This is a genomic window from Mycobacterium sp. 663a-19, assembly GCF_035616495.1.
Taxonomy (GTDB): Bacteria; Actinomycetota; Actinomycetes; order Mycobacteriales; family Mycobacteriaceae; genus Mycobacterium.
This window is the reverse complement of sequence record NZ_JAPJAV010000011.1, coordinates 1-12521: the sequence shown is the minus strand read 5'-3', so window position 1 is coordinate 12521 and position 12521 is coordinate 1. Positions and strand designations below refer to the sequence as shown.

Genomic DNA, 12521 nt, shown 5'->3' with positions numbered 1-12521 from the left:
GTGAACGGCGGGCGTTGCCGGGCGGCTGTCGAAGCCCGCCGCGCCTTGTCGGGCCGGTGATGCACCACAATGGAACGCGATGGATCAGGTGAGCTTCTACGACGCTGTCGGCGGTGCCGAGACGTTCCACGCGATCGTGTCGCGCTTTTACGCACAGGTTCCCGAGGACGAGATACTGCGCGAGGTGTATCCGCTGGACGACCTCGAGGGCGCCGAGGAGCGGTTGCGCATGTTCCTCGAGCAGTACTGGGGCGGGCCGCGAACCTACTCCGACCGGCGCGGGCATCCGCGGCTGCGGATGCGTCACGTCCCGTTCCGGATCAGCCCCATCGAGCGCGACGCCTGGCTGCGGTGCATGCACACGGCCGTCGCATCCATCGACTCGCAGACCCTCGACGACGAGCACCGCCGGGAGTTGCTCGACTATCTGGAAATGGCCGCCCACTCGCTCGTCAACTCGCCGTTTTGATGTCGGCCAACGCGATGGACTCCAGGCCGTGGTGGTCAAGCGCGGTTTTCTATCAGGTGTATCCACGGTCGTTCGCCGACAGCGACGGCGACGGCGTCGGCGACCTGGACGGGGTGACGGCCCGGCTGGGGCACCTGCAGCGGCTCGGTGTCGACGCCATCTGGCTCAACCCGGTCACCGTCTCGCCCATGGCCGACCACGGCTACGACGTCGCCGATCCCCGCGACATCGACCCGCTGTTCGGCGGGATGGCCGCGATCGAACGGCTGATCGCCGCGGCCCACCAGCGGGGCATGAGGATCACCATGGACGTGGTGCCCAATCACACCAGTTCCGCCCACGGGTGGTTCCGGGCGGCCCTGGCCGCGGGCCCCGGCGCCGACGCGCGGGAACGCTATTTCTTCCGCGACGGCCGCGGCGCCGACGGGGAGCTGCCGCCCAACAACTGGAGGTCGGTGTTCGGCGGGCCGGCGTGGACGCGGGTGGTCGAGCCCGACGGCAAGCCCGGCCAGTGGTATCTGCACCTCTTCGACGCCGAGCAGCCGGATCTGAACTGGGAGCATCCGGATGTCTTCGACGACTTCGAGAAGACGCTGCGGTTCTGGCTGGAACGCGGCGTGGACGGGTTTCGCATCGACGTGGCGCACGGGATGGCCAAGCCGCCCGGTCTGCCGGACTCGCCGGCCGTCGACGCGAAGGTGTTGCACCACAGCGACGACGACCCGCGCTTCAACCACCCGAGCGTGCACGAGATTCACCGCGACATCCGCAGGGTCGTCAACGACTATCCGGCGGCGGTGACCGTGGGTGAGGTCTGGGTCACCGACAACGTCCGCTGGGCGGAGTATCTGCGGCCCGACGAACTGCACCTCGGCTTCAATTTCCGGCTGGCGAAGGTCGGCTTCGACGCCGCCGAGATCCGCGAGGCGATCGAGAACTCGCTGGCCGCAACGGCTCTCGAGAATGCCGTCCCGACGTGGACGCTGTCCAACCACGACGTGGGCCGCGAGGTGACCCGCTACGGCGGCGGGGAGATCGGGCTGCGCCGGGCGCGGGCCATGGCGATGGTGATGCTCGCCCTGCCGGGCGCGGTGTTCATCTACAACGGTGAGGAACTCGGCCTGCCCGACGTCGAGCTGCCCGACGATGTGCTGCAGGACCCGACATGGGAACGCTCCGGACATACCGAGCGCGGCCGCGACAAGTGCCGGGTCCCGATGCCGTGGTCGGGCGACACTCCTCCGTTCGGCTTCTCGACGAACGCCGACACCTGGCTGCCGATGCCGGCGGACTGGGCGGCGCTGACCGTCGAAAGGCAGACCGCGGATCCCGGGTCGACGTTGTCGTTCTTCCGGAAGGCGATCGAATTACGCCGTACACGAGCCGAATTCGAGGGCGACGACATCGAGTGGCTGAGCGCGCCGCGCCATGCGCTGACCTTCCGGCGCGGCGCCCGGGGCGTGGTGTGCGCGCTCAACGCCGGCCGGCGCCCGATCGCATTGCCACCGGGCGAGCTCATCCTGGCCAGCGCGCCGCTGGAACGCGGCAAGTTGCCGGCCGACGGCGCGGCCTGGGTGATCTGAGGCGGCTTAGCGCAGCACCAGCGCCGCATGACCGCGACGCCGGTGCACCGAGCCGAATTTGGCGTCGAGGCGCAACCACGCCGGCAGTATCCGGACGCGGATGACTTCGTCGCTGTCGATCGCATCCGGCAACTGAGGCAGAAAGCCCATCGCGGTCAATGCGAACACGCAGCGCATCGGCAGGCCCACGCTGACGTCGGCCGCGCTGACCCGAATGACCTCCTGGTCGAGCAGCGAGACCGGCGGGCCGTGAGAACTGCTGTGTTCCTGGGCAAGTCGCGCGCCGCGCTGCGCCAGGTCCAGCATCACCCGGGCGGGCACGTCGTCGAGATGGACGAAGCCGGACTCCGGGGGCAACGCGGATCGCCACGCCGAGTCCATGGCGAAGCCGGGGTCGACGTGGCCCGAATCGTCCATCGCGGACAGCCCGCGCGCCAACCCGTCGGCGCCCACGGTCACGTCCCCCGGCCGCAGCCTGCCCACCACCACCCGGCTGGCCAGCACGTCGAAACCCGTTGCCACCCAGGCCGTCAGCAGTCCGGCGGATCGGGCGCGCAGGCGGATGACCGCGGCGTCGTCCAGCCGCATCGCATGGTCGACGAATGCGGCCAGGTCCGCGCGGTGGGCCTCCCGGTGTTCCGGCCCCAGCCACAGTCCGCGCTCGGCTACCGCACCCAACGTTGCAGATACTCCCGATGCTGTGGTGAGAGCCGCACCAGCCGCTGCTCCTCGATGTGGACCGCGGCCAGCTGCGACTCGGCGATGACGGCGGGCTTGGACCCGGGATCGGCGTTGACAGAACGCACCTCGTAGCCGAGCGTGAAGTCGACCGCCCGCAGCCGCTTGGTCCAGATGGTCACCTGCAGGGGCGAATCGGCCAGCCGCAGCTGATCCTTGTAGGTGACCCGGACGTCGGCGATCAGCAGGCCGATGGTGGTGATGTCGGCGCCGAACGGCTCCCTGAGGAACGGGACCCGCGCCTCCTCGAGGATCGTGACCATGGTGGCGTGGTTGACGTGCTGGTACATGTCGATGTCCGACCAGCGCACCGGCACCGGCGCGACGAATCCAACACTCAACTCGACGATCCCCTGCCGCTGGTGCGGGTCATGCGGCGGATCTGCCGCGCGGCCACCGACAGCGTCGCGAGATCCTTTGCGCCGCTTTCCTGGATCTCGTTGAGGGTCCGCCGGGCCCGCTCCACCCGGGACGCGCTGATGTGTTCCCACTCGGCGATCTTCTCTTCACCGCTTTCGTCGGGCTCCCCGACGGCCAGCACATCGAAGCACAACGACCGCAACGAGGAGTAGATGTCGTCGCGAATCGCCAAGCGCGCCAACGAATGCCAGCGGTCGTATCGGGGCAGTTCGGACACCGCGGTCAGCAGGGCGTCGGTGCCGAGCCGGTCCATCAGCGCGAAATAGGTGTCGGCGACCTCGGCGGTGTCGATCTCGGTGATGTCGGCGATGTCGATGATGTCGAGCAGGCTGTAGCGATACAGGCCGGTCGCGACCCGGTAGGCGAGGTCGCGCGGCGCGCCCTGCGAGGCGAATTCGGCGGCTTCCTTTTCGACGATGGCTTTGTCGTCGCCGCGCAGCCACTCCGACATGCGCGGCGTCATCGCCTTGACCATGGCGGCGAACCGGTTGATCTCGGCGCCGACGGCCAGCGGCTGCGGACGATAGTTGAGCAGCCACCGTCCGGCGCGGTCGATCAGCCGCCGGGTGTCCAGCGTCATCCGGTCGGACACCGCGACCGGCATGTTCGCCGCGCGGATCCGCCGCCAGATGTGACCGACACCGAAGATGGCATCGGTGGCCACGTAGGTGCGAATGGCGTCGATCGGCCCGACGCCGACGTCCTCGGTGATCCGGAAGGCATAGCTGATGCCGGCGGTGTCCACCAGATCGTTGATCAGCATCGTGGTGACGATCTCCCGGCGCAGCTGATGCGTGCGGATCTCCGGGGTGAACCGTTCCCGCAGCGGCCTCGGGAAGTATTCCGGCAATCTGGACGCGAACACGTCCTGCTCCGGCAGCTCGGTGGTCAGCATCTCCTCTTTGAGCCCCAGCTTGACGTGCGCCATCAGCGTGCAGAGCTCGGGCGAGGTGAGCCCGATGCCGGCCTCGGTCCGCCGGTGAATCTCCTTCTCCGATGGCAGCGCCTCCAATTCGCGGTTGACGCCGCGTTCCTCGGCCAGGTACCTGATCTGCATCGCGTGCACCGGGAGCAGGCTGGCCGCATTGGCGCGGCTGGTGCCGATCAGATCGTTCTGGTCCTCGTTGTCGGTCAGCACCAGCCGCGCGACCTCGTCGGTCATCGACTCGAGCAGTTGCTTGCGTTCCTCGGCCCTGACCTTGCCGGCGGTGACCAGCGAGTCGATCAGGATCTTGATGTTGACCTCGTGGTCGGAGCAGTCCACGCCGGCGGAGTTGTCCATCGCGTCGGTGTTGATGCGCCCGCCCGCCAGGTCGAATTCGACGCGGCCCAACGCTGTCACGCCGAGGTTGCCGCCTTCGCCGATGACCTTGGCGCGCACCTGATTTGCGTTGACCCGCACCGGGTCGTTGGCGCGGTCGCCGACGTCGGCGTCGGACTCGGTTTCGGCCTTGATGTAGGTGCCGATGCCGCCGTTGAACAGCAGGTCCACCGGCGCCTGCAGGATCGCCTTGATCAGGTTCGGCGGGGTCATCTCGCTGGTTTCGCCCTCGATGCCCAGGGCGTCGCGCACCTGCGGGCTGATCGGGATGGACTTCTGCTCACGGCTGTACACGCCGCCGCCCTCGCTGATCAGCGACCTGTCGTAGTCGTCCCAGCTGGACCGCGGCAGGTCGAACATCCGCCGGCGCTCTCGCCACGACGACGCGGCGTCCGGGTCCGGGTCGAGGAAGACGTGCCGGTGATCGAAGGCGGCGACCAGCCGGATGTGCTCGCTCAGCAGCATGCCGTTGCCGAACACGTCGCCGCTCATGTCCCCGATGCCGACGACGGTGAAGTCCTCGGTCTGGGTGTCGACGCCCATCTCCCGGAAGTGTCGTTTGACCGCCTCCCATGCGCCCTTGGCGGTGATGCCCATCGCCTTGTGGTCATAGCCGACCGAGCCCCCGGACGCGAACGCGTCGCCCAGCCAGAAGCCGTAGGACTTGGCGACGTCGTTGGCGATGTCGGAGAAGGTGGCGGTGCCCTTGTCGGCGGCCACCACCAGGTAGGCGTCGTCGCCGTCGCGGCGTATGACTTCCGGTGGCGCGCTTACCTTTCCGGTGGCGTGGTCGACGTTGTCGGTGACGTCCAGCAACCCGGAGATGAACAGCTGGTAGCAGGCCACGCCCTCGGCGCGCAGCGCCTCGCGGTCGGCGGCGGCGTCGCCGGTGGGCAGCGGCGGGCGGTTGAGGACGAACCCGCCCTTGGCCCCGACCGGCACGATGACGGCGTTCTTCACCGCTTGCGCCTTGACCAGGCCCAGGATTTCGGTGCGGAAGTCGTCGCGGCGATCCGACCAGCGCAGGCCGCCGCGGGCCACGGGGCCGAACCGCAGGTGCACGCCTTCCACGCGCGGCGAGTACACGAAGATCTCGAACTTGGGGCGCGGCAGCGGCAGCTCCTCGATCAGCTGGGCATCGAGCTTGAGCGCCAACACGTTGCGCGCGCGTGCCGAACCCTCCCGCGTCACAAAGTAATTGGTCCGCAACGTGGCCTGCACCAGCGACGCGAAGGCACGCAAAATGCGGTCGGTGTCCAGCCCCACGACCGCGTCGATGTCCGCGGCGACCGACGCGGCGGCCGCTTGCGCGTCGCGGCTCGTCGGCGACCCCGAAGAGGAGGACGCGCGGGGGTCGAAGAGCGCCTCGAACAACAACACCAGCGACCGCGCGGTGGAGGGGTGGTCGTTGAGCACGGTTTCGATGTGGGACTGGCTGTAGGGAAAGTTCGCCTGCCGCAGGTATTTCGCGTAGGCGCGCACCAGCACGACCTGCTGCCACGTCAGCCGCGCGCGCATCACCAACTCGTTGAACCGGTCGATCTCCACGCGGCCCTGCCATATCGCCGTGACCGCGTCGGCGAATCGCTCGGCCATCGCGTCCCGTTCGGCCGTCGTCGACGCCAGCGGGATGGTCGGGTGCGGTGAGATCTTGAACTGATAGATCCACACCGGCAGCCCGTCCGGGCGGGTGACGGAGAACGGTCGCTCCTCGAGCACCACGACGCCCATGCTCTGCAGCATGGGCAGCAACTGGCTCAACGACGCGGTGCGTCCCCCCAGGAACCAGGTCAGCAGGGCGAGCCCGTCCTCACCGCGATCGGAGAACACCAGCTTGACCGAGTCGTCGGTCAGCTCGTTGATGATGGCGATGTGTTCGATAGCGTCGTCGGGGGTGACGGCCTGCTTGTAGGCCTCGGAGAAGGCGGCCGCGTAATGCTCGGCGTCGTCGTGCGAGACGGCGCCGGTCCCCGCGGCTCCGATGATCCGGTCGCCCCAGGTCCGCGCGGCTTCGCTCAACAGCGCCTGTATCCGGGACCTGTTGGCCTCGGAAACGTCGACCGGGGTGGCGTGTTCGGGCAGCCGCACCATGAAATGCATGAGCGCCCAAGGTGATTCGCTCACGCGGGCGGTGAATTCCAGCCGCGTGCCGCCGAACTCGCGGACCAGGATGTCCTCGATCTGCAGCCGCACGGCGGTGGTGTAGCGATCGCGGGGCACGTAGACCAGGCAGGACACGAAGTATTGCAACCGGTCGGCGCGCAGGAACAACAACGCGCGGCGCTGCGACCCCAGGTCCACCACGGCTTTGGCCATCGCGAAGAGCCGATCGGCGCTGAGCGTGAACAGCTCCGAGCGCGGAACGGTCTGGATGACGTCGAGCAGCAGCTGGCCCGGGTGGGCCGGGTCGCTGTCGGCCATCGAAAGCGCCTCGCGGACCCGGTTCGAGATCGACGGGATCTCCAGCACGTCGGCGTTCATGGCGGCGACCGTGAACAGGCCGACGAAGCGATGCTCGATGATGCCGTCGTCGACGTTTTCGCGGACCGCGATGGCGTACGGGTAGGCGCCGTAGCGCAGGTAGCTGCCGACGACGGACTGGGCCAGAACCAGCAGCTTGTCGTCGTCGGTCAATCGGGGGCGGGAACCGGTGCGGGTGCGCAGCACGCCGAGGCCGGGTGACCCGTCCCCGGAGACCCTGCCGTCGTGCACCCGGCACCGCTGGTAGCCCAGCAGCAGGAAGTTCCCGTTGCCCAGCCAGCGCAGCAGCGCCGCGACATCCTCGCGGTCCGGCGCCGTGTAGTGGCCTTCCTTGTTGGCTTCGACGTCGGCGGCCAGGTTGCCGAGGACGGCGATCAACGCCGCGGCGTCGCTGGCGACCTGTTGCACGTCGCCGAGGACCTTGGGCAACAGTTTCTCGACCTCGGCGAGGGCCTTGGTGTCGACCGAAGGCAGCAGCTGGACGTATATCCAAGCCTCGCCGACGTATTGCGGCGTGCCGGGGGCCTTCGGTTCCACGCTGAGCAAATCCCCTTGCGCGTTGCGGCGCACCTCGAAGACCGGGGTCATGATGGCCGAGTACTGCACCCCGAGCCGGTGCAACAGCACCGTGACGGAGTCCATCAGCATGCCGCCGTGGTCGGTGACGACCTGCAGCGCCGGCCCGAATCCCGCGGGATCGTCCGGGGGGTGGACGCAGACGCAGCTGCAGCCGGCCGGGCGGCATTGGGCGAGCCGGTAGTGGGCGCTCAGCATGGCGGGGGTCACCATCCGGGCCGGGACGGTCAGGTCGAGGGTGCCGGTTTCTGCGCCCGGCTCTTCACCGTGCGGGCCCCGGTAGCTCTCGATGTAGGCCTTCGCGATCCAGTCGGGAATGTCGTCTTTGTTGGTGAACGCGGTCCAGGGCTTGTGTTCCTGCTTTGCTCCGGGATCGATCGTCATGCCGATTCCTCCCAACTCGCGACGGATGCCAGTGCGCCCCGCTCCTCGACGGCCCGTCCGGCCGCGTCGTCACGTGGCGTTGGCAGAGCTGACACTAGTCGCGTGTGAGCTTGCGGTGGGTCACTCTGTGCGGCCGGGCGGCTTCCTCGCCGAGCCGTTCCACCTTGTTCTCCTCGTACGCGCCGAAGTTGCCCTCGAACCAGAACCACTTCGCCTCGTTGTCGTCGTCGCCCTCCCACGCCAGGATGTGCGTGCACGTCCGGTCCAGGAACCAGCGGTCGTGCGAGATCACCACCGCGCACCCGGGGAACTTCTCCAGCGCGTTCTCCAGCGAACCCAGCGTCTCGACGTCCAGGTCGTTGGTCGGCTCGTCCAGCAGGATCAGGTTGCCGCCCTGCTTGAGCGTCAGCGCGAGGTTGAGCCGGTTGCGTTCGCCGCCGGACAGCACGCCGGCCGGCTTTTGCTGGTCGGGGCCCTTGAAGCCGAACGCCGACACGTAGGCCCGCGACGGTATCTCGCTCTGGCCGACCTGGATATGGTCCAGCCCGTCCGAGACGACCTCCCACACCGTCTTCTTCGGATCGATGCCCGCGCGGGCCTGGTCGACATAGCTGAGCTTGACGGTCTCGCCGACCTTGACGGTGCCGCTGTCCGGCTGCTCGAGCCCGACGATCGTCTTGAACAGCGTGGTCTTGCCGACCCCGTTGGGGCCGATGACGCCGACGATGCCGTTGCGGGGCAGGGTGAAGGACAGATCCTTGATCAGGGTGCGCCCGTCGTAGCCCTTGTCGAGGTGTTCGACCTCGACGACCACGTTGCCCAGCCGTGGCCCGACGGGAATCTGGATCTCCTCGAAATCGAGCTTGCGGGTCTTCTCCGCCTCGGCGACCATCTCCTCGTAGCGCTGCAGCCGCGCCTTGCCCTTGGCCTGGCGGGCCTTGGCGCCGGAGCGGACCCAGGCCAGCTCGTCGGCCAGCCGCTTTTGCAGCTTGGCGTCCTTGCGTCCCTGCACCGCCAGCCGCTCGGCCTTCTTCTCCAGGTAGGTCGAGTAGTTGCCCTCGTACGGATACGCGCGCCCGCGGTCGAGTTCCAGGATCCATTCGGCGACGTTGTCCAGGAAGTAGCGGTCGTGGGTGACGGCCAGGATCGCGCCGGGGTAGGCGGCCAGGTGCTGTTCGAGCCACTGCACGCTTTCGGCGTCGAGGTGGTTGGTCGGCTCGTCGAGCAGCAGCAGGTCGGGCTTGGACAGCAGCAGCTTGCACAGCGCCACGCGGCGTCGCTCACCGCCGGACAGATTCGTCACCGGGTCGTCCGGCGGCGGGCAGCGCAGCGCGTCCATGGCCTGCTCCAGCTGTGAGTCGAGGTCCCACGCGTCGGCGTGGTCCAGCTCCTCTTGCAGCCGGCCCATCTCTTCCATCAACTCGTCCGAGTAGTCGGTGGCCATCAACTCGGCGACCTCGTTGAAGCGGTCCAGCTTGACCTTGATGTCGCCCAGGCCCTCTTCCACGTTGCCGCGAACCGTTTTCTCCTCGTTCAGGGGCGGCTCCTGCAGCAGGATGCCGACCGTGGCGTCGTTGGCCAGGAAGGCTTCGCCGTTGTTCGGCTTGTCCAGCCCGGCCATGATCCGCAAGACGCTCGACTTACCGGCCCCGTTGGGGCCGACGACGCCGATCTTGGCTCCCGGCAAGAAGCTCAACGTGACGTCGTCCAGGATCACCTTGTCGCCGTGCGCCTTGCGGACCTTCTTCATCGTGTAGATGAACTCAGCCATGCCGAGGGTTTGCCTTTCTGGTCGTGCAGAATTGCCTCGCGAACCATCCTAGGCATCGCCCAGCGGCGCTGACCGGGCAGCTAAGCGGACAGCGACACCGGCCCCGTTGCGGCGGGCTCGAGGGTGTCATCGGCCTCGGTGTCCTCACCAGCGGCGTCGGACGCATCCGCGGTGGGCGCGGTGGTCTCGTCGGCGGTTGGACCGGTGTAGCCCGGCTTCTCGATGCGCACGATCGCCCGCGACACATCCGGGCCTACCGACGTCGCGCGCATCTCCAGCGACGAACGTCGATTGCCGTCCCGGTCCTCGTACTCGCTCGTGTAGACGTGGCCCACCACGATCACCGGCGCACCCTTGCCCAGCGCGGCACCCACGCCGGTGACCAGCTTGCCCCAGCAGTTGACGTTGATGAACAGTGAGTTGCCCGGCTCCCAGCTGCCATCAGCGGTGCGGCGGCGCGAATTGCTGGCGACCCGGAATTTCATGACCTCCTGGGTGCCGACCTGTCGACGCTCGGGGTTGTTGACGATGTGGCCGACGACGGTAAGCGGGGTTTCGAACATTGGCTTGTCCCTTCTCGTTTTGCTTTCTCTTCGCGCGGTGACCGCGCCCGATCTGGCCGCCATTTAGCGCCGTACCACCGACGGGTCCCGTGCCGAACTCGGGCCCGGTCGGCAAACCTGTGGAAAGAGCCGTGACTGTGGATAAGCCTGCTGGCCGGGGTGAACGCGAGCCAGGGTCGTCAACCGGTACGAAGATTGCCCATGCGCGTTCAAACACGCAGGACATGGTGGCCGGTCGCTTAGTCTGCCGGCATGGACCGCATCTGGCAGTGGACGTGGGATCGGTACGGGACGCGCTACTCGTGGGTTATCTGCGCGATCGGTTTCCCGATAGCGTTCCCGGTCTACCTATTTCTTTCGTTCATCATCGTGGCTTTCGAAAAGTCCAGTCGCTACATCGAGTCGGTCGGTGTCACCGTCGTTGCGGTGCTGGTGATGATGTACGCGTTGGTTCTTCCCGGCCTGGGCGCGTGGCGACTTGTCGGTCGATGGGCCGCGGGCCAGGAGAACGATCGGGTGAGCGCTCTGGAGGCCACGTATGTCTGGGCTCGTAAAGGGACCGCTCGTGCATTAGGGGTCATCGCAGTCGTGGCCGGCGTGTTGGCGGTCATTGTCGGTCTCATTGCCGGCGCGACCGGATCGAGGCTTGGCCAGTATGGGATCGTGGGCGCCACTTTCGGGCCGGGCTGCCACCTGATCGGGGTGCACAGCTTGGTCGAGGCCCCGCTACGGCCGGTGAGGGCCGCGCTCGCGGGTGGCAAGGGAATCGGGGACTCCCTGCCGCGGTCTCGCCCTACGTTCGCCACCTGGACGAACCTGTCCATGCTCGGGGTGGCGTTTGCATTCGCCGTCGTGGGCGTCATGTTCACCGCCGTGTTCGACCGTGCGAGTCACATTCCCGCGCTCTGGGTGGTGATCGGATTCGGGGTGACCCTAGCGTTCGGTGTGCCGATAACGGTCTTCGCCTCCTTCTCGCCGGCCCTGAAACCGATTAAGGATCTTGCGGAAGGAACCGAACGTGTTGCGGCAGGGGACTATAGCCAACGCCTGCCGGTCGTTCAGGACGATGACCTCGGCGCATTGGCCGCGTCGTTCAACCGCATGCAGGCGGGTTTGGCTGAGCGGCAACGACTCCAAGGGGCGTTCGGAACGTATGTCGATCCGGCCCTTGCGGCGCGGTTACTGGAGCAGGGCGACGATGTGTTCACCGGTGAGCGCCGGGAGGTGACGGTGATGTTTGTCGACATCCGCGATTTCACCCCGTTCGCCGAGGCAAACACCGCCGAGGACACGGTCGCGCGCCTGAATGCGTTGTTCGAAATTGTCGTGCCTGCGGTCGTCGACGCCGGTGGGCACGTCAACAAGTTTCTCGGCGACGGGGCGCTGGCCGTCTTCGGCGCCCCGAACGACCTCGCGGGGCATGCCGATGCCGCCGTGAGCGCCGCGGAATTGATTTACCGCCGTGTCGCCGAGCGATTCGGCGGGGAGCTTCGCATCGGCATCGGGATCAACACCGGCGCGGTGATCGCGGGAACCATCGGCGGCGGCGGCAAGCTCGAGTTCACCCTTATCGGTGACACCGTCAACGTGGCGGCCCGCGTCGAGCAGCTCACCAAATCCACCGGTGATGCCATCCTTCTCACCCAGCAGTGCGTCGACGCCTTAGCGTCCCGGCCGCCCAAACTCATCGACCGGGGATTCCATGTGCTGAAAGGAAAGTCGGCGGCCATACAGGTGTTCGGGCTCGGACAAGAGGCCGACGCGTGAGTTGGCCTCATCAACTAGCGGGGGAATCAGGCGCGCAAGAATCTGTTCCTTCTGATTAAGAAAGTGAATGCCGACCGGAGTTCGGTTGAGATCACGTCGAAGGCCGGGCGCGCGGTGTTGATGCCCGCCGATGACTGGGAAGCGTGGCAGGAGACGGCGTACTTGTTCCGATCCCCGGGCAATGCGCGGCGACTCCTGGACGCCGCCGACGCCTTGGACCAGAGTCCCGGAATCCCGGGCGAATTCGCCGATTGAAGTTTGTCTTCTCGCCTCAGGCGTGGAAGGACTACCTGCATTGGCACGCCGCACGCCGGACGGTGCTCAAGCAAATCAACAAGCTCATCGCGCACCCCGGGATCGTGGCCGGGACTTGTCGTACCCCTCTGTGACGATGTGGTCATGTCGTCGACCGCAGCGCTTGACTCGGAGTTGCGTCCTGCCGATCGGC

Annotated in this window: 8 protein-coding genes and 1 pseudogene; 4 read left to right on the top strand and 5 right to left on the bottom strand. The window is 67.4% G+C overall.

Annotation, left to right across the window (positions count from 1 at the left end; translation table 11 throughout):
• The first annotated feature begins 79 nt into the window (after nt 1–79).
• Together OQ968_RS18990 and OQ968_RS18985 are read left to right on the top strand one after the other, a co-directional pair.
• A complete protein-coding gene (locus OQ968_RS18990; RefSeq protein ID WP_324680691.1) occupies nt 80–469 on the top strand; it encodes a globin in 390 nt (129 codons plus the stop codon).
• The gene (locus OQ968_RS18985; protein WP_324680689.1) at nt 469–2052 is read left to right on the top strand and encodes a glycoside hydrolase family 13 protein; all 1584 of its coding nucleotides are present in this window, start codon (nt 469–471) and stop codon (nt 2050–2052) included. The genes OQ968_RS18990 and OQ968_RS18985 overlap by 1 nt, the downstream gene beginning before the upstream one ends.
• 6 nt (nt 2053–2058) lie before the next feature.
• Here OQ968_RS18985 and OQ968_RS18980 read toward each other — a convergent pair whose 3' ends face one another.
• The 5 genes from OQ968_RS18980 to OQ968_RS18960 form a co-directional block, all read right to left on the bottom strand.
• Nucleotides 2059–2730, bottom strand: coding sequence for a hypothetical protein (locus OQ968_RS18980; RefSeq protein WP_324680687.1), 672 nt, complete (start codon nt 2728–2730; stop codon nt 2059–2061).
• On the bottom strand, nt 2718–3131 hold the full coding sequence (locus OQ968_RS18975) for a thioesterase family protein (RefSeq protein ID WP_324680685.1): 414 nt from the start codon (nt 3129–3131) through the stop codon (nt 2718–2720). The genes OQ968_RS18980 and OQ968_RS18975 overlap by 13 nt, the downstream gene beginning before the upstream one ends.
• Entirely contained in the window at nt 3128–7972 is a 4845-nt protein-coding gene (locus OQ968_RS18970; protein ID WP_324680683.1) for an NAD-glutamate dehydrogenase, read from the bottom strand. The genes OQ968_RS18975 and OQ968_RS18970 overlap by 4 nt, the downstream gene beginning before the upstream one ends.
• A 94-nt stretch (nt 7973–8066) precedes the next feature.
• Nucleotides 8067–9743 (bottom strand): energy-dependent translational throttle protein EttA, encoded by a 1677-nt coding sequence (gene ettA / locus OQ968_RS18965; protein ID WP_324680681.1) that lies wholly within the window; start codon nt 9741–9743, stop codon nt 8067–8069.
• Nucleotides 9744–9823: 80 nt separating this feature from the next.
• Entirely contained in the window at nt 9824–10306 is a 483-nt protein-coding gene (locus OQ968_RS18960) for a single-stranded DNA-binding protein (RefSeq protein WP_324680679.1), read from the bottom strand.
• Between the two features lie 252 nt (nt 10307–10558).
• On the opposite strand from OQ968_RS18960, the gene OQ968_RS18955 reads away from it, so the two are divergent.
• The gene (locus tag OQ968_RS18955; RefSeq protein ID WP_324680677.1) at nt 10559–12073 is read left to right on the top strand and encodes an adenylate/guanylate cyclase domain-containing protein; all 1515 of its coding nucleotides are present in this window, start codon (nt 10559–10561) and stop codon (nt 12071–12073) included.
• Nucleotides 12074–12097: 24 nt separating this feature from the next.
• Nucleotides 12098–12328: pseudogene (locus OQ968_RS18950) on the top strand (type II toxin-antitoxin system Phd/YefM family antitoxin); the annotation flags it as partial.
• Between the last annotated feature and the right edge of the window lie 193 nt (nt 12329–12521).

Bases quoted from the DNA above. Each gene is read 5' to 3' on its own strand.
- OQ968_RS18990 (WP_324680691.1), top strand. From the start codon at position 80: ATGGATCAGGTGAGCTTCTACGACGCTGTCGGCGGTGCCGAGACGTTC.
- OQ968_RS18955 (WP_324680677.1), top strand. From the start codon at position 10,559: ATGGACCGCATCTGGCAGTGGACGTGGGATCGGTACGGGACGCGCTAC.
- OQ968_RS18960 (WP_324680679.1), bottom strand. From the start codon at position 10,306: ATGTTCGAAACCCCGCTTACCGTCGTCGGCCACATCGTCAACAACCCC.
- OQ968_RS18985 (WP_324680689.1), top strand. From the start codon at position 469: ATGTCGGCCAACGCGATGGACTCCAGGCCGTGGTGGTCAAGCGCGGTT.
- ettA (WP_324680681.1), bottom strand. From the start codon at position 9,743: ATGGCTGAGTTCATCTACACGATGAAGAAGGTCCGCAAGGCGCACGGC.
- OQ968_RS18970 (WP_324680683.1), bottom strand. From the start codon at position 7,972: ATGACGATCGATCCCGGAGCAAAGCAGGAACACAAGCCCTGGACCGCG.